This window comes from Microbacterium yannicii, from assembly GCF_024055635.1.
Taxonomy (GTDB): domain Bacteria; phylum Actinomycetota; class Actinomycetes; order Actinomycetales; family Microbacteriaceae; genus Microbacterium; species Microbacterium yannicii.
Window position 1 is genome coordinate 214,361 of sequence record NZ_JAMXMB010000008.1, and the last position, 15,363, is coordinate 229,723.

Annotated in this window: 11 protein-coding genes; 4 read left to right on the forward strand and 7 right to left on the reverse strand. The window is 69.5% G+C overall.

Translation table 11 applies throughout. The features are described 5' to 3' along the window. Positions 1-26: 26 nt before the first annotated feature. Genes NCG93_RS04120 through ileS form a run of 3 tightly spaced genes read right to left on the reverse strand, consistent with a single transcriptional unit; the run spans position 27 to position 5,178 of the window. Positions 27-422 (reverse strand): DUF4233 domain-containing protein, encoded by a 396-nt coding sequence (locus NCG93_RS04120; protein ID WP_194415284.1) that lies wholly within the window; start codon positions 420-422, stop codon positions 27-29. After that, positions 419-1,777: a bifunctional folylpolyglutamate synthase/dihydrofolate synthase gene (locus NCG93_RS04125; protein WP_194415283.1), complete on the reverse strand. Its 1,359-nt coding sequence runs from the start codon at positions 1,775-1,777 to the stop codon at positions 419-421. Before NCG93_RS04125 ends, NCG93_RS04120 begins: the two co-directional genes overlap by 4 nt. After that, a complete protein-coding gene (gene ileS / locus NCG93_RS04130; RefSeq protein ID WP_194416027.1) occupies positions 1,774-5,178 on the reverse strand; it encodes an isoleucine--tRNA ligase in 3,405 nt (1,134 codons plus the stop codon). The genes NCG93_RS04125 and ileS overlap by 4 nt, the downstream gene beginning before the upstream one ends. Before the next feature lie 312 nt (positions 5,179-5,490). Here ileS and NCG93_RS04135 point away from each other — a divergent pair, with 312 nt between their 5' ends. From NCG93_RS04135 to NCG93_RS04145, 3 genes are all read left to right on the forward strand, one after another. After that, positions 5,491-6,837, forward strand: a complete 1,347-nt coding sequence (locus tag NCG93_RS04135; protein WP_252787436.1) for an MFS transporter — start codon at positions 5,491-5,493, stop codon at positions 6,835-6,837. 148 nt (positions 6,838-6,985) lie between these two features. Then, positions 6,986-9,580: a valine--tRNA ligase gene (gene valS / locus NCG93_RS04140; protein WP_194415282.1), complete on the forward strand. Its 2,595-nt coding sequence runs from the start codon at positions 6,986-6,988 to the stop codon at positions 9,578-9,580. A 1-nt stretch (position 9,581) separates the two neighbouring features. Beyond that, positions 9,582-9,830 carry a hypothetical protein gene (locus NCG93_RS04145; protein WP_194415281.1) on the forward strand — a complete coding sequence of 83 codons (249 nt, stop codon included), beginning with the start codon at positions 9,582-9,584 and terminating at the stop codon, positions 9,828-9,830. 9 nt (positions 9,831-9,839) lie between these two features. Here NCG93_RS04145 and NCG93_RS04150 read toward each other — a convergent pair whose 3' ends face one another. Genes NCG93_RS04150 through NCG93_RS04160 form a run of 3 tightly spaced genes read right to left on the reverse strand, consistent with a single transcriptional unit; the run spans position 9,840 to position 12,078 of the window. Continuing rightward, the gene (locus NCG93_RS04150) at positions 9,840-11,219 is read right to left on the reverse strand and encodes an MFS transporter (protein ID WP_194415280.1); all 1,380 of its coding nucleotides are present in this window, start codon (positions 11,217-11,219) and stop codon (positions 9,840-9,842) included. Continuing rightward, complete coding sequence (locus NCG93_RS04155) at positions 11,216-11,446, reverse strand: hypothetical protein (protein WP_194415279.1); 231 nt, start codon at positions 11,444-11,446, stop codon at positions 11,216-11,218. The genes NCG93_RS04150 and NCG93_RS04155 overlap by 4 nt, the downstream gene beginning before the upstream one ends. Beyond that, positions 11,443-12,078: an ArsR/SmtB family transcription factor gene (locus NCG93_RS04160; RefSeq protein WP_194415278.1), complete on the reverse strand. Its 636-nt coding sequence runs from the start codon at positions 12,076-12,078 to the stop codon at positions 11,443-11,445. The genes NCG93_RS04155 and NCG93_RS04160 overlap by 4 nt, the downstream gene beginning before the upstream one ends. Before the next feature lie 106 nt (positions 12,079-12,184). On the opposite strand from NCG93_RS04160, the gene NCG93_RS04165 reads away from it, so the two are divergent. Then, a complete protein-coding gene (locus NCG93_RS04165; RefSeq protein ID WP_194415277.1) occupies positions 12,185-14,236 on the forward strand; it encodes a M3 family metallopeptidase in 2,052 nt (683 codons plus the stop codon). Between the two features lie 7 nt (positions 14,237-14,243). Here the strand turns inward: NCG93_RS04165 and NCG93_RS04170 are convergent, their stop codons facing one another. After that, complete coding sequence (locus NCG93_RS04170) at positions 14,244-15,362, reverse strand: epoxide hydrolase family protein (protein WP_194415276.1); 1,119 nt, start codon at positions 15,360-15,362, stop codon at positions 14,244-14,246. Position 15,363: the final 1 nt, after the last annotated feature.

Here is a 15,363-nt window from a genome sequence, read left to right on the forward strand (position 1 = left end):
CGAGGAGGGATCTGTTCGTGGGTGGGCTATTCGTGGGGTGCGGCCGCGAGGCTGGCGTTGCGCTTGTCGAGCGCCGCTCCCTTGATCGTCGCATACCCGTACATGGCGCCGAAAATGAGGGCGACGATCGCCAGCGACGGCACGAGGAAGGCGCCGAGCGCGACGATCACCTGCAGCACCCAGCCGAGCACGATACCCCAGCGGTACCTCAGCACGCGGGTGGTCGCGACCATGAGGACGGCGAGCACCGCGCCGGCGACGATGCCCCACCAGGGTGCGATCGAGGCCGGAAGCGCCTTCAGCCCGTAGATCGCGAGTCCGGCGAGGACGGCGACGAGGGACTCGAACCCGAGCACGATCGTCGCCAGCGACTCCGCCGCGCCGCGCGGGCGGCGCACACGGGGCGGCTGCGCGGCCGTCATTCGCTCCACCCCGATTTCCAGTCCTCGGCGGCAGCCAGGTTGAGCGCCTCGCCGGCGAGCACGACCGATCCCGCGATGACGACGGCGCGCCGATCGGATGCCGCCGCCCACGCCCGCGCCGCCTCGGCGGCGTCGGCCAGATCGCGGTGCACCGAGACACGCAGCCCCTGGGCCTCGGCGAGGTCGGCGATGGCGTCGGCTTCCTCCGCGCGCTCGGAATCGGGCGCGGTGGCGAACACCTGCGCAGCGACGGGTGCGATCTCCGCGACGATCCCCGCGGCGTCCTTGTCGGCCAGCACGCCCAGCACCACACCCCACTCGTCGAAGTCGAACGCCTCCCGGAGGGCGGTGACGAGCGCACGCGCGCCGTGGGGGTTGTGGGCGGCGTCGACGAGCACCGTCGGGCTGGCTCCGATGAGCTGCAGGCGTCCGGGCGAGGTCGCGCCGCCGAGTCCGTCAGCCAGCACGTCGCCGGCGATGGGCAGGGTTCCGCCGCCGACCAGCGACTCGACGGCGGCGACGGCCAGGGCGGCGTTGAAGCCCTGGTGTGCGCCGTACAGCGGGAGGTACTCGTCCTCGTACGTGCCGGCGAGCCCCCGCACGGTGATCTGCTGCCCGCCGACGGCGAGCCGCTGCTGCGCGAGCGCGAACTCCGCGCCCTCGAACGCGATCGCGGCGCCGCGCGCGGCTGCTGCCTGACGCAGCACCGCCTCGGCAGCGGCATCCTGCCTCGCCGACACGACCGCGGCGCCGTCCTTGATGATGCCCGCCTTCACGGTGGCGATCTCGGCGATCGTGTCGCCCAGGCGGTCGGCGTGATCGAGGTCGATCGGCGCGAAGACCGCGACGTCGCCGTCCGCGCTGTTGGTGGAGTCCCACGAGCCGCCCATGCCCACCTCGAGCACGAGCACGTCGATCGGCGCGTCCGCGAAGGCGACGAACGCGAGCACGGTGAGCAGCTCGAAGTAGGTGAGCCGGGCGTCGCCGCCCGCGACCAGCTCGCCGTCGACGAGATCCACGAACGGCGCGATCTCGTCCCAGGCGTCGGCGACGGCGGCGTCGTCGATCGGCTCGCCGTCGATCATGATCCGCTCGGTGAAGCGCTCCAGGTGCGGGCTCGTGAACAGGCCGGTCCGCAGGCCATGGGCACGCACCAGACTCTCGATGATGCGGCTCGTCGACGTCTTGCCGTTCGTGCCCGTCACGTGCACCACACGGTACGTCTTCTGCGGGTCGTCGAGCAGCTCGAGCACGCGGCGCGTGCGCTCCACGCGCGGCTGCACCCACTGCTCGCCCTGCCGCTGCAGCAGCGCCTCGTAGACGGCGTCGGCCCTCCGGCGCTCGCGATCGCTCATGACGAGACCCCCGTCCGTCCCACCGAGACGGTGAACGCGCCGCGGTTCGCGTACGTGCCCGCGTCGATCACCGCCTCGTACTCGACGGTCCCGTCGCTGTCGCCCGCTGCGATGAGCTGAGCGCCACCGGAGCGCACGGCGTGTGCGACCGCGAGCGTCTCACCGGCCACATTGGCGGCATCGAACGCCGCGGCGACCGCCTCGGCGTCGGCCGCGTCGTCGAAGAGAAGACCGAGCCGGATGCGGTCGCTGACGTCGAAGCCGGCCGCCTTGCGGGTGTCCTGCACGGCGCGGACGACGTCGCGAGCCAGTCCCTCGGCCTCGAGCTCGGGGGTGGTGGTGGTGTCCAGCAGGACGAAGCCCTCGCCCGAGAGCAGCGCGATCGCCGTGCCGTCCGCGACCCCGCCGGCCTCGAGGCTGAGGTCGTACTCCCCCTGCTGCAGCGCGATGCCGTCGACGACGACCCCGCCGTCCCGCTCCTCCCACAGGCCCGCCTTGGCGCCCGCGATGACGTGCTGCACCTGCTTGCCGAGGCGCGGACCCACCGCGCGCGCGTTGACGGTCAGGCGTCTGCTGATGCCGTACCGCGCCGACACGTCCTCGCCGAGCTCGACGAGCTCGACAGACTTCACGTTGAGCTCGTCACGGAGGATGCCCTCGAACTGCCCGAGGGACGCGGCATCCGTCACCGCCACCGTCAAGGCCGGCAACGGCAGGCGCACGCGGCGACCTTCCTTCTTGCGCAGCGCGTTGGCGACGCTGGACGCCTCCCGCACGGCGTCCATGGCGGTGCGGATGTCGTCGGCGGCCGGGAAGGCGTCGGCGTCCGGCCAGTCCTGCAGATGGACGCTTCGTCCGCCGGTGAGGCCCTTCCAGACCTTCTCCGACACCAGCGGGATGAGCGGCGCCGCGACGCGGGTCAGCGTCTCGAGCACCGTGTAGAGCGTGTCGAACGCCTCGGTGCTCTGGGGGTCGGACGGGTCCACCCCGACCCAGAAGCGGTCCCGCGAGCGGCGGATGTACCAGTTGGTCAGCGCCTCCGTGAAGTCTCGGAGCTTCGCCGCGGCGAGAGTCGAGTCCAGCGCGTCGAGGTCCACGGCGACGTCGCGGACGAGATCGCCGGTGAGCGCCAGGATGTACCGGTCGAGCACATCGGTGGAATCGGTGCGCCACGACGCCTGGTAGCCCTCGCCCACCGCGCCTGACCCCGTCGACGTACCGCCGGAGGCGTTGGCGTAGGTGGCGAAGAAGTACCACGCGTTCCACAGCGGCAGCAGGAATTCGCGGACGCCCGCGCGGATGCCCTCCTCCGTGACGATGAGGTTGCCGCCACGCAGGACCGAGCTCGACATGAGGAACCAGCGCATCGCGTCGGAGCCGTCGCGGTCGAAGACTTCGCTGACATCGGGATAGTTCTGCAGCGACTTGGACATCTTGAGCCCGTCGCTGCCGAGCACGATGCCGTGGCAGGACACGCCCGTGAACGCGGGCCGGTCGAACAGCGCGGTCGACAGCACATGCATCACGTAGAACCAGCCGCGGGTCTGCCCGATGTACTCGACGATGAAGTCGGCGGGCGAGTGCTCGTCGAACCACTGCTGGTTCTCGAACGGGTAGTGCACCTGCGCGTACGGCATCGAGCCCGAGTCGAACCAGACATCGAAGACGTCCTCGATGCGGCGCATCGTGCTCGTGCCGGTGGGGTCGTCGGGATTCGGGCGCGTCAGGTCGTCGATGTACGGGCGGTGCAGATCGACCTCGCCCTGCGCGTTGCACGGGAGGCGGCCGAAGTCGCGCTCGAGGTCTTCGAGCGAGCCGTAGACGTCGACGCGAGGGTGCTCGGGGTCGTCGCTCTTCCACACCGGGATCGGCGAGCCCCAGTAGCGGTTGCGGCTGATCGACCAGTCGCGTGCGCCCTCGAGCCACTTGCCGAACTGGCCGTGCTTGACGTTCTGGGGCACCCAGGTGATCTGCTCGTTGTTGGCGAGCAGCCGGTCCTTGACGTCGGTGACGCGCACGAACCAGCTGGAGACGGCCCGGTAGATGAGCGGGTTGCGGCAGCGCCAGCAGTGCGGGTACGAGTGCTCGTAGCTCGCCTCGCGCAGCAGGCGGCCCGCCTGGCGGAGCAGGCGGATGAGCGGACGGTTCGCGTCCATCCACAGCTGGCCGGTGACGTCCGCCACCTGCGGCAGGAACCGTCCGCCGTCGTCGAGGCTCATGATGAGCGGGATGCCGGCGGCCTCGGTCACCCGCTGGTCGTCCTCACCGTAGGCCGGGGCCTGGTGGACGATGCCGGTGCCGTCGCCGGTCGTCACGTAGTCGTCGACGAGGATGCGCCAGGCGCGCTCGGTGCCCCAGGTCGCGGCATCCGCGTAGTAGTCGAAGAGACGGTCATAGGTGACGTCTTCGAGGTCGGCACCGAGGATCGTCTGCTGGACCGCCGCGCGCGCGTCGTCCGCCGACTCGTAGCCGAGGTCCTTCGCGTACCCGGCGAGCAGCTCCTCGGCGAGGAGGTAGCGGTGCGACTCCGCTTCGGCGGGCTCGTCGTCGCGGTGCACGTCCGCAGCGCCGTGGGGGCCGCCGGGCACGACGACGTACCGGATGCCGGGACCGACGGCGAGGGCGAAATTCGTGGGCAGCGTCCACGGCGTCGTCGTCCAGGCCAGCGCGCGCACCGCGGTGAGCCCGAGCGCTTCGGCCTTGAGCCCCGTCAGGGGGAACGTGATCGTCACGGACGGGTCCTGGCGCATCTTGTAGACGTCGTCGTCCATGCGCAGCTCGTGCGCGGAGAGCGGCGTCTCGTCGCGCCAGCAGTACGGCAGGACGCGGTGACCCTCGTAGGCCAGTCCCTTGTCGTAGATCGTCTTGAACGCCCACAGCACGGACTCCATGTAGGTGAGGTCCAGCGTCTTGTAGCCACGCTCGAAGTCCACCCAGCGTGCCTGCCGGGTGACGTAGTCCTCCCACTCGCGCGTGTACGCGAGCACGGATTCGCGGGATTTCGCGTTGAACGCCGCGATGCCCATCGCCTCGATCTCGCTCTTCTCGGTGATGCCGAGCTGCTTCATCGCCTCCAGCTCGGCGGGAAGGCCATGCGTGTCCCAGCCGAACACGCGGTCGACCTTCTTGCCGCGCATGGTCTGGAAGCGCGGGAAGAGGTCCTTGGCGTAGCCGGTGAGGAGGTGTCCGTAGTGCGGCAGGCCGTTGGCGAAAGGCGGGCCGTCATAGAAGACCCACTCGTCGGCGCCCTCGCGCTGATCGATCGACGCGCGGAAGGTCTGGTCGGCCTCCCAGAACGCGAGCGTCTCCCGCTCGATCTCGGGGAAGCGCGGGCTCGGGACGACTGCTGCAGGCGCCGCGTCGGCGGCGGGGCCGAAGGCGGAGGGGCGGGGGTAGGTCATCATCTCTCGCAGGTGCTCGCTCGTGTGCTTCCTGCCGGGACGATCCGCCTGGACGTGGATCCAGGTCGACCGCGGTACCACCCTGCGTTGACGGATGCCGGTCGCCCGGGCATCCATCCCCTCTCACTGCGGCTGTGACGGGCCTGGCCCGCTCGGTTCTAATGGGGATTCCGCTCGCGCGGGGTCCTGTTCTTCCGAGAGCTCCCCGGTGATGGCCGGATCGACGCTGTGCAACGAGTCTACCGTGGCTCCGCAAGGGGGAATGCGGAGCACGGCGACGAGGTTTCTGGACTCGTGCCAAGATTGACATCCGTGACCGCAGCCGCACCCGAATCCGCTCTGGTTCCCGAATCCGCCCCCACGCGCCGCGTCGCCTGGGCATCGATGGTGGGGACCTCGCTGGAGTCCTTCGATTTCTACCTGTTCGCCTACTTCTCGGCGTTCTTCGTCGGGCCGCTCTTCTTCGATCCGCTCGGGGAGTTCGGTGCCACCAGCGCGGCGTTCCTGACGATCGCACTGGCCTTCGTCGTGCGCCCCATCGGCGCCGTGATCTTCGGGTACATGGGCGACCGCGTCGGGCGCAGGGCCACCCTGCTGTGGACGGTCGGCATCATGGGCGTCGCGACGGGCCTCATCGGCCTGCTGCCGACCTACGCCCAAGCGGGCTGGCTCGGGGCAGTGCTCCTGATCCTGCTGCGCATCGTGCAAGGGCTGTCGCTGGGCGGCGAATGGGGCGGCTCGATCCTCATCGCCACCGAGAACTCCGGTCCGGTCAAGCGCGCGTTCTATGCTGCGATCCCCCAGCTCGGCTCGCCCGTCGGCTCCATCCTGTCGGCCGCGGTCTTCATCGTCCTCACGGCGGTGCTTCCCGCCGAGCAGATCGCGGAGTGGGGATGGCGCATCCCGTTCCTGCTCGCCGTTCCGCTGCTGCTGGTCTCGCTCTACCTGCGGTGGTCGATCTCCGAGACGCCGGTGTTCGAAGGCGTCGTCGCCGAGGGCCGCCGCGACCGCATCCCGTTCGTCACGATGTTCGCGAAGCGCCCCGGCGCGATGGCGATCGCGATCGGCGCCGCGCTGCTGGGCATCGGGTCGTACTCGCTGATGAACACCTACACCGTCAACTACGGCGTCGAGCAGCTCGGCTTCAGCTTCCAGGATCTTCTCGTCGCCACCACCATCGGCGGCCTGCTGCAACTCGTGACGATCCCGCTGTTCGGACGATGGGCGTCGCGGATCGGCTCCGCGCGCGTCGTGCTGTGGGGTGCGCTGGGCACGCTCCTCATCGCGTTCCCGATGTACTTCCTCCTCCAGTTCGCCACGTTCCCGATCCTGGTCGCGACGATGATCGTCGGCGGCATCCTGCCGACGATGGCATGGGCGGCCCTGGGCGGCCTGATGAACGATCTCTTCCCCGACCGCTTCCGGTACTCGGCGCTGTCGTTCGCGTACGCCCTCGCCGCGACGATCAGCGGCTTCGTGCCCTTCCTCACGCTCGCCCTCGGCGAGGCAACGGACTACGCGTGGTGGCACCCCGGCGTGATCCTGGCGATCATGTCGGCGGTCACCCTCGTGTCCGCGTGGGCCGCCGCGCGACGCCCGGTCGAGCCGGAACTGGCGACCGACCCGGCCAGCGCGACGACCGCGACCGTCGCGGCCTGAGTCGACACGCCCCCGGAACGGGCGGATGCCGCGGCCCGCGGCATCCGTCCGCTTCTCGAGGTGCGATCGGCCCGGGCTAGAATCGAGCGACATCCCACACTCAGGCACGCTCACACAGTGCCGCACATATCGCTCGAGGAGTCCTGCCATGACCGACGCCCGCCCCGCACAGGGATCGATCCCCGACAAGCCCGCGCTGGAAGGCCTCGAAGACAAGTGGGATGCCGCGTGGTCGGCGCAGGGAACGTACCTGTTCGACCGCGTCCGCGCCGCCCAGGTGGGCCGCGACGGCGTCTACTCGGTCGACACTCCCCCGCCGACCGCGTCGGGCAGCCTGCACATCGGTCACGTGTTCTCGTTCACGCACACCGACCTCAAGGTGCGGTACGAGCGGATGCGCGGCAAGACGGTGTTCTACCCGATGGGCTGGGACGACAACGGTCTGCCCACCGAGCGCCGCGTACAGAACTACTACGGCGTGCGCTGCGACCCGTCGCTCGCGTACGAGCCCGACTTCACGCCGCCCTTCGAGGGCGGCGACAACAAGTCCAGCCGCGCCGCCGATCAGATCCCGGTCAGCCGCCGCAACTTCATCGAGCTCTGCGAGAGGCTGACGGTCGAGGACGAGAAGCACTTCGAGGCGCTGTTCCGCCAGCTCGGGCTCAGCGTCGACTGGACTCAGACCTACCGCACCATCTCGGACGACACGATCCGCACGAGCCAGCGTGCGTTCCTGCGCAACCTCGAGCGAGGCGAGGCGTACCAGGACCTGGCCCCCACGATGTGGGACATCGACTTCCGCACGGCGATCGCCCAGGCCGAACTCGAAGAGCGCGAGCAGCCCGCCGCGTTCCATCGCATCGCGTTCCACAAGGCGGACGGGTCGGGCGATGTGCACATCGAGACGACGCGGCCGGAGCTGCTCGCGGCGTGCGTGGCCCTGGTCGCGCACCCCGACGACGAGCGCTACCAGCCGCTCTTCGGCACCACCGTGCGCACTCCGCTCTTCGAGGTCGAGGTGCCCGTGGTCGCCCATCCCCTCGCTCAGCCCGACAAGGGCTCGGGCATCGCGATGATCTGCACCTTCGGCGACGTGACCGACATCATCTGGTGGCGTGAGCTGAATCTTCCGAACCGCACCATCCTCGGCCTCGACGGTCGCATCGTCACCGATGCTCCGGATGTGATCGTCACCGATGCGGGCAAGGCTGCCTATGCCGAGCTGGCGGGCAAGACGGTGTTCAGCGCGAAGAAGCGCGTGGTGGAGCTGCTGCAGGAGTCCGGCGAGCTCATCGGCGACCCGAAGCCCTTCACGCACGTCGTGAAGTTCTACGAGAAGGGCGATCGCCCGATGGAGATCGTCTCGACCCGCCAGTGGTACATCCGCAACGGCGCCCGCGACGAGGCCCTCCGCGAGAAGCTCATCACGCTCGGGAAGCAGATGTCGTGGCACCCGGACTTCATGCGGGTGCGGTTCGAGAACTGGACCAACGGCCTCACCGGCGACTGGCTCGTGTCGCGCCAGCGCTTCTTCGGCGTGCCGATCCCGGTCTGGTACGGGCTCGACGAGAACGGCGAGCGCGACTACGACCGCGTCATCACGCCCGACGACGCGTCGCTGCCCGTCGACCCCTCCACCGACGTGCCGGCCGGATACTCGGCCGACCAGCGCGGGGTGCCGGGCGGCTTCGAGGGTGAGAACGACATCTTCGACACCTGGGCGACCTCGTCGCTGACCCCGCAGCTCGCCGGCGGCTGGGAGCGCGACCCCGAGCTCTGGAACCTCGTCGCCCCGTTCGACATGCGCCCCCAGGGTCAGGACATCATCCGCACGTGGCTGTTCTCCACCCTGCTGCGCAGCGCCCTCGAGGATGACCGCGCACCGTGGACGGATGCCGCGATCTCGGGGTTCATCGTGGATCCCGACCGCAAGAAGATGTCGAAGTCCAAGGGCAACGTCGTCACCCCGGCCGACATCCTCTCCCAGCACGGCTCGGATGCGGTGCGCTACTGGGCGGCTTCGAGCCGCCTCGGCACCGATGCGGCGTTCGATCCCCAGAACCCGACGCAGGTGAAGATCGGCCGGCGTCTGGCGATCAAGGTGCTCAACGCGGCCAAGTTCGTGCTGTCGTTCCCCGCTGCCGCGGGTGCGGAGGTCACCCACGCCCTGGACGCGTCGATGCTGACGGCGCTCGACGCCGTCGTGCGCGACGCCACCAAGGCCCTCGACGCGTACGACCACGCGCGTGCCCTCGAGCTCACCGAATCGTTCTTCTGGACGTTCTGCGACGACTACCTCGAGCTGGTCAAGGAGCGCGCCTACAACCAGGCCGACGTGGGTCAGGCGTCCGCGGCACTCGCGCTGCGCATCGCGCTGTCGACGCTGCTGCGCCTGTTCGCGCCTGTGCTGTCGTTCGCGACGGAGGAGTCGTGGTCGTGGTTCAACGAGGGCTCGGTCCACAACGCGGCGTGGCCCGAGCCGCTCGGCATCGACGGCGACCCGGCAGTGCTCAAGATCGTCGGCGAGGCGCTGATCGGCGTCCGCCGTGCGAAGACCGAGGCGAAGGTGTCGCAGAAGGCGGAGGTGTCGCACGTCACGATCGCGGCCCCCGTCGACGCGATAGCCGCCCTCCGGCTGGCGGAAGGCGATCTGAAGGCCGTCGGGCGGATCGCCGAGATCCGCTACGAGGAGGCCGACGCCCTGTCGGTCACCGAGATCGTGCTCGCCCCGCAGGAGGACTGACATGCAGCTGGGAACCCGCTGGACCTCGGGCGACGAACCGCCTCAGGCCGTACCCGAGGCGCTGCGGCACGGCATCCACGCGGTCGACGCGACGATCCCGCTCGACCAGCTCGGTCAGCCGCGTCCGCGTTGGACGCTGACCTGGCTCGAGGGCAGACCGATCGCGGAGCTCGACACCGGCGTCATCGTGACGCTCGACGCGGACGGCCACGCCGTCGCGCGGAACGATCCGGAGGACGGCTTCGGCTAGACGTCGAGCTCACTCCTCGGGCGCGTTGTGCGTCGAGGCCGAGAGCAGCAGCCGCACCGCGACGGCCGTCGCGACCAGCGTCACGCCCGCGGCCAGCAGGAAGGGCAGCCGCAGATCGATGCGTGCCACCCAGCCGCCGAGCAGCGTCGCGAACGGGAAGATGCCCCAGGTGAGGGTGCGGCTGATGCCGAGGACTCGACCGAACAGGTGCCCGGGCACGATCCTCTGGCGCAGCGCGCCCCACGGCACGTTCCAGATCGACACCGCCGCTGCCATGGTGGCGTAGGCGATGGTCGCCGAGATCGCCTCCGGCGCGGCCCACACGCCGGCGAGCCCGATCGCGGCGACGATGTTGGCGCCGAGCATGACCTTGCCGCGTCCGAACTTCGCGACGAGCGACGCCGCGGCGAGCGAGCCGCCGAGGCCGCCCAGCCCGATCCCCGCCGTCACGAGTCCGATGGCCGCCGGTGCGACGCCGTGCACATCGAGGAAGTACAGGAACACCGGCGCCTGGGCGAAGGCGAACGCACAGCCGACGATCGAGGTGAAGACGACCATCGAACGCAGGAACCGGTGCCGCCAGAGATAGACGAGCGCTTCACGGGCCGACACGTTCGACGGTGCGGATGCCTCGACGTCGGCGGTCGCGTCGACCTCGGGGCCCATGTCGGCCGCCGCGAGCGGCTCTCCCGCGGCGACACCGGCCTCTGCCCTCGCTGCTGCACTGCCGCCGGGCGTGCGGTCCGCCCGGAGGGGACGCGCGGCCGACAGCGGCAGCATCACGGCGAGGACGATGGGGATGAGATAGCCTGCGGCGCCCACCCAGAGCGGCAGCGCCAGCGCGACGGCGAACAGGACGCCGCCGATCGGCGAGGCGATGAAGCTGTCGATCGTGATCTGCGCCGCCTGCAGCCAGCCGTTGGCTCGATCCAGTGCGGGACGCTGCACGACGCTGGGGACGATGGAGTTCGTCGCATTGTCGAAGAGCGTCTCGCCCAGGCCGAACACCAGCACACCGGCGAACAGCCACCAGATGTCGATGGCACCCGCGACCGTGAGTGCTGCGAGCCCGACGGCCGCGAGCCCGCGAAGCCCGTTGGCGATCGCCATGATCCATCGGCGGTCGAACCGATCGACGATCATGCCCGCGGGCAGTCCGAAGACCAGCCAGGGCAGGAACGCCAGGGCGCCGAGTGCGGAGATGGCGAGGGGGTCGCGGGTGAGCGTCGTCGCGATGAGCGGCACGGCGACGCGCCCCACTCCGTCGGCCAGGTTGCTGAAGGCCGCCGCCGTCCACAGCTTGCCGAAATCGCGGCCGAGCGGGACCTTGCCTGCGCGGCCGACCGGCGATCCGGTCTTCGCCACCGCGGTGTCGGTGCTCTCGCTCATCGCGGGAGGATCCCGATGGCTGCGAGCGCCTCGGCCTCGCGCCGTGCGCCGCTCGCGGCGGCCTGTGCGGTCAGGGCGCGGCGTCGTTCGGCGCCGACCCGACGTTCCACCCGTGCCAGGACGAAGGCGTCGATGGCGGCCGCCGCGCGCAGCAGGGTGCGGTCGAAGCGGGTGGCGGGTGTCACGAAGCCGTGCCGTGCCGCTTCGCCTGCGGTGATGGTGGTCATGACTGTCCTCCTAGTTCTGGGAGCGGGAACAGATCTGCCCGGATGGTGACGGGGCGGACGCTCTCGCCGGTCTGGTTGCGGTTGTTCTCCACGGCCTCGTCGATCAGGGCCATGATCTTGAGAGCGAGCTCTTTGCTCTGCTCCGGCGTGAGTCGGGCGGTCGCCGTCGAGATGAGCGTTCCGTCCTGCCAGCTCTCGTCCTCGCCGGCGATGCCCCGGTTGATGAAGTCGAGCAGCTGATCGTTGCGGTTGCGCAGGAACTCGGTCATCACGACCTGCGTCGCAGCGCGGCCGGCGGGGGTCGCCATCGCGGAGGGGTTCGCGAATGAGACACCGCCGACGGGACGCTCCCACCACCGCTCCCGGCCGGTGCCGCGATCGGCGGCCTCGCGGATCAGATCCTGCTTGGCGAGGGCCCGCAGGTGATAGCTCGTGGAGCCGCTGGACTCCCCCAGCCGCTCGGCCAGCGAACTGGCCGTCTGCGGACCGTACTGGCTGAGGATGTCGTAGATCCTCACCCGGAGCGGGTGCGCCAGCGCACGGAGGGCACCGGAGTCGAGGACCCGATCCTGGTTGCGGTGCTGCTCGCTGCGGGCGGCGGCATCCGATTCGTGCGCCTCGTTCTCTGCCATGGCCCCAGAATAGCCATGCAAAGAACTCTTTGCAAGCATGTCTTTGCAAGGGATGGTTTGCAAAGAGTTCTCGGCACCTGCGTCGCCCGCGACTAGGCTGGACGCCATGCCGAACGACAACCCGCTCCTCGCGTCCAGCAATCTTCCCTACGGGCTTCCGGACTACGCCAAGATCCTTCCCGAGCACTACCTCCCCGCGTTCGAGCAGGCGTTCGCGGCGCACAGCGCGGAGGTGTCGGCGATCACACGGGTTCGGTCGATGCCGACGTTCGAGAACACCCTGGTCCCCCTCGAGGAGAGCGGCCGCCTCCTGGGCGACGTCGCGCGGACGTTCTACACCGTGTCCTCGGCGGATGCGACGGACGAGATCCAGAAGATCGAGGAGCAGCTCGCGCCGCTCATGTCGGCGCACCAGGACTCGATCCAGCTCGACTCGGCGCTGTACTGGCGCATCAAGACCATTCATGATCAGCTCGATCAGCTGGACCTCACGCCGGAACAGCGCTACCTCGTCGAGCGCCACTTCACCGAGATGTCCCACGCCGGCGCCGGCCTCGACGACGAGGCCAAGAAGCGCCTGACCGAGCTGAACCAGCGCCTGTCGACCCTCACCACGCAGTTCGAGAAGAACCTGCTGGCCGACACCAACGACCTGGCTGTCGTCTTCGACGACGCCGGCCAGCTGAACGGGCTCTCGGAGGGCGAGCTCTCGGCCGCGGCGCAGGCAGCCGCCGAGCGCGGCCTGGACGGCAAGTGGGTGGTGACGCTCACCCTCTTCACCGGCCACCCCTACCTCTCGAGCCTCACCGACAGGGAGTCGCGCGCGCGCCTGCTCTCCGCATCACGCTCGCGCGGTTCGCGCGGCAATGAGAACGACAACCGTGCGACCCTGCTCGAGATCGTGCGCCTGCGCGCCGAGCGTGCGGCGATGCTCGGGTACGACTCCCACGCGGCGTACATCACGTCGGACGAGACGGCCGGCTCCCCCGAGGCGGTCCACGACCTGCTCCGTCGCCTGGCGCAGCCTGCGGCGCGCAACGCGCGCCGCGAGCAGGAGAAGCTGCAGGCGATCATCGACGCCGGTGCTGAGCCCTTCCCGCTCGAGGCGCACGATTGGGCGTTCCACACCGAGAAGGTGCGGGCCGCCGAGTACGACCTCGATCGATCGGCGCTGCGTCCCTGGTTCGAGGCGGAGCGCGTGCTCCAGGATGGCGTGTTCCGTGCCGCCACCGACCTGTACGGCATCACGTTCACCGAGCGCGGCGATCTCGGCGGATACCACCCCGACACCCGCGTGTTCGAAGTGCACAACGCCGACGGGTCGGCGCTCGGTCTCTACATCCTCGACCTGTACACGCGGGACACCAAGCGCGGCGGGGCATGGATGAACTCCATCGTCCTGCAGTCGCGCCTACGCGGGACGCAGCCGATCGTCGTCAACAACCTGAACGTCCCGAAGCCGGCCGAGGGCCGGCCGACGCTGCTCAGTCTCGACGAGGTGACGACGCTGTTCCACGAGTTCGGTCACGCACTGCACGGGCTCTTCGCCACGGTGACGTACCCGCATTTCGCCGGCACGAATGTGTACCGCGACTTCGTCGAGTTCCCGAGCCAGGTGAACGAGATGTGGATCTACTGGCCCGAGATCCTCGCGTCGTACGCCCGCCACATCGACACCGGCGAACCGCTCCCCGCCGAGGTCGTGGAGAAGCTGCACGCGTCGGAGGCGTTCAACCAGGGCTTCGCGACCAGCGAGTATCTTGCTGCGGCGTGGCTCGACCAGGCATGGCACTCGCTCTCGGTCGATGAGGCCTCGGCCGACCTCGATGTGGCCGCGTTCGAGGCATCCGCTCTCGCCGACATCGGTCTGGACAACCCGGTCGTGCCGACGCGGTACTCGTCCACGTACTTCGCGCACGTGTTCTCCGGCGGCTACAGCGCGGGCTACTACTCCTACATCTGGAGCGAGGTGCTCGATGCCGACACCGTCGAGTGGTTCCGCGAGAACGGCGGTCTCCGACGTGAGAACGGCGAACGCTTCCGCGGGCGGCTGCTGGGCGTCGGCGGATCGAAGGACCCGCTCGAGGCCTACCGCGACTTCCGTGGGCGGGATGCCGAGATCCAGCCGCTGCTGGAGCGTCGCGGCCTCGCCGACTGACGCGCGGTCAGAGCAGGTCGAGCTCGCGCGCGAACGCCCGGACTCGATCGGCCATCGCCTCCGGCACCTCGGCGACCGCGAAATGTCCGCCTTCGTCGAGGCGCTCGAACGTGCGCAGGTCGCGATAGAAGCGCCGCGCGAGTGATTCCGGATAGTCGCCCTCATGGCGCTGGATGTGCACGGATGCCGGAATCACCACCGCAGGCATCTCATCGGGTTGATCGGCCCCTTCGTAATAAGGCCGGAACGAGGAGCCGATGCTCTGCGTCGTCCAGTAGATCATCGCCTCGGTGAGGATGCGCTCGCGCGAGATCCGGCGTTCGATCGACCGAGGATCTCCCGTGGGTGTGTCGCTCCATTCGACGAGCTTCTCCGCCAGCCAGGCGACCAGGCCCGCCGGGGAGTCGTTCAGTGCCGCAGCCAGGGTGTCCGGCCGCGTCGCCTGTACGTGACCGTAGGCGCCGTTCGCTCCTCCCCACTGCGCGAGGCGCGTGAAGAACGCCACCTCGTCGGGCGCCGTGAGTTCCGGTCGCTCGGCCATCGAGGGGAAATGCGAATGCGTCACGATGACGCCGCTCACCGCGTCCGGATATGAGCCGGCGATCAGATCGTTCACGTTGGCCGACACGTCCTCGCCGTAGGTGAGGTACTTCTCGTACCCCAGGACATCCGTCATGAGGGCGTGCATCGTGGCGGCGAGCCGCACCTCGGTGATCGGCCCGTCGGTATAGGCCGAGGAATAGGCGAAACCTGGGAAGCTCGGCACCACGACGTGGAAGTCGGGCAGCAGGTCGGCGAAATCCAGCTGGAGCGCGAAGGTGTGCGGCCAGCCGTGCATGACCAGCAGCGCCGGGGCGTCAACGCGTTCGGAACGCAGGTGGGCGAAGTGGACGGTGCTGTCGCCGATCTCGGCGAGGAACTGCGGATGCCGGTTGAGCCACTGTTCCCGGGCTCGCCAGTCCCACGTGCGCCACGTCGCGACGAGCTCGGCGAGGTAGTCGGCGCTCATACCGGACTCCGGCCGGCGCGGCGAGTCGGGCAGCGGCCGGAACCGGGCCAGGCGATCGCGCAGATCGGCGAGGTCGGGATCGGGCACCTGGATCGAGAAGGGACGCGGACTGTTCACA

Bases quoted from the DNA above. Each gene is read 5' to 3' on its own strand.
- NCG93_RS04120 (WP_194415284.1), bottom strand. From the start codon at position 422: ATGACGGCCGCGCAGCCGCCCCGTGTGCGCCGCCCGCGCGGCGCGGCG.
- NCG93_RS04125 (WP_194415283.1), bottom strand. From the start codon at position 1,777: ATGAGCGATCGCGAGCGCCGGAGGGCCGACGCCGTCTACGAGGCGCTG.
- ileS (WP_194416027.1), bottom strand. From the start codon at position 5,178: ATGACCTACCCCCGCCCCTCCGCCTTCGGCCCCGCCGCCGACGCGGCG.
- valS (WP_194415282.1), top strand. From the start codon at position 6,986: ATGACCGACGCCCGCCCCGCACAGGGATCGATCCCCGACAAGCCCGCG.
- NCG93_RS04145 (WP_194415281.1), top strand. From the start codon at position 9,582: ATGCAGCTGGGAACCCGCTGGACCTCGGGCGACGAACCGCCTCAGGCC.
- NCG93_RS04150 (WP_194415280.1), bottom strand. From the start codon at position 11,219: ATGAGCGAGAGCACCGACACCGCGGTGGCGAAGACCGGATCGCCGGTC.
- NCG93_RS04155 (WP_194415279.1), bottom strand. From the start codon at position 11,446: ATGACCACCATCACCGCAGGCGAAGCGGCACGGCACGGCTTCGTGACA.
- NCG93_RS04160 (WP_194415278.1), bottom strand. From the start codon at position 12,078: ATGGCAGAGAACGAGGCGCACGAATCGGATGCCGCCGCCCGCAGCGAG.
- NCG93_RS04165 (WP_194415277.1), top strand. From the start codon at position 12,185: ATGCCGAACGACAACCCGCTCCTCGCGTCCAGCAATCTTCCCTACGGG.